The organism is Pseudomonas sp. GW456-12-10-14-LB2 (assembly GCF_002884345.1).
Taxonomy (GTDB): domain Bacteria; phylum Pseudomonadota; class Gammaproteobacteria; order Pseudomonadales; family Pseudomonadaceae; genus Aquipseudomonas; species Aquipseudomonas paraglycinae.
In genome coordinates this window covers 1-242 of sequence record NZ_POHV01000286.1, presented here as the reverse complement: position 1 = coordinate 242, position 242 = coordinate 1, and the positions used below count along the sequence as shown (strand labels likewise).

Annotated in this window: 1 protein-coding gene; it reads left to right on the top strand. The window is 63.6% G+C overall.

What is annotated here, in order from left to right:
- Window positions 1-101 precede the first annotated feature (101 nt).
- Window positions 102-242, top strand: a 141-nt coding sequence (locus tag C1X29_RS30215) for an SDR family NAD(P)-dependent oxidoreductase (protein WP_146023340.1), incomplete at its 3' end; no start/stop codon positions are given.

Below are 242 nucleotides of genomic sequence, written 5' to 3'. Positions count from 1 at the left end.
CCACAAGGACTGGCTCGAGAAGCCGCAGTCCGGCGAGACCATGGTGACTTACGATCTCACCGGGGACGTCACCGCGCCCCCGCCAAAAAGGAGCGAATAAGATGGGTACTCTCTCAGGCAAGAACGCCGTTGTGACCGGTTCGACCAGCGGCATCGGGCTCGCCTATGCGCGCGGCTTTGCCGCCGCCGGCGCCAATGTCGTCATCAACGGCTTCGGTTCGCCGGAGGACATCGAGAAGGAG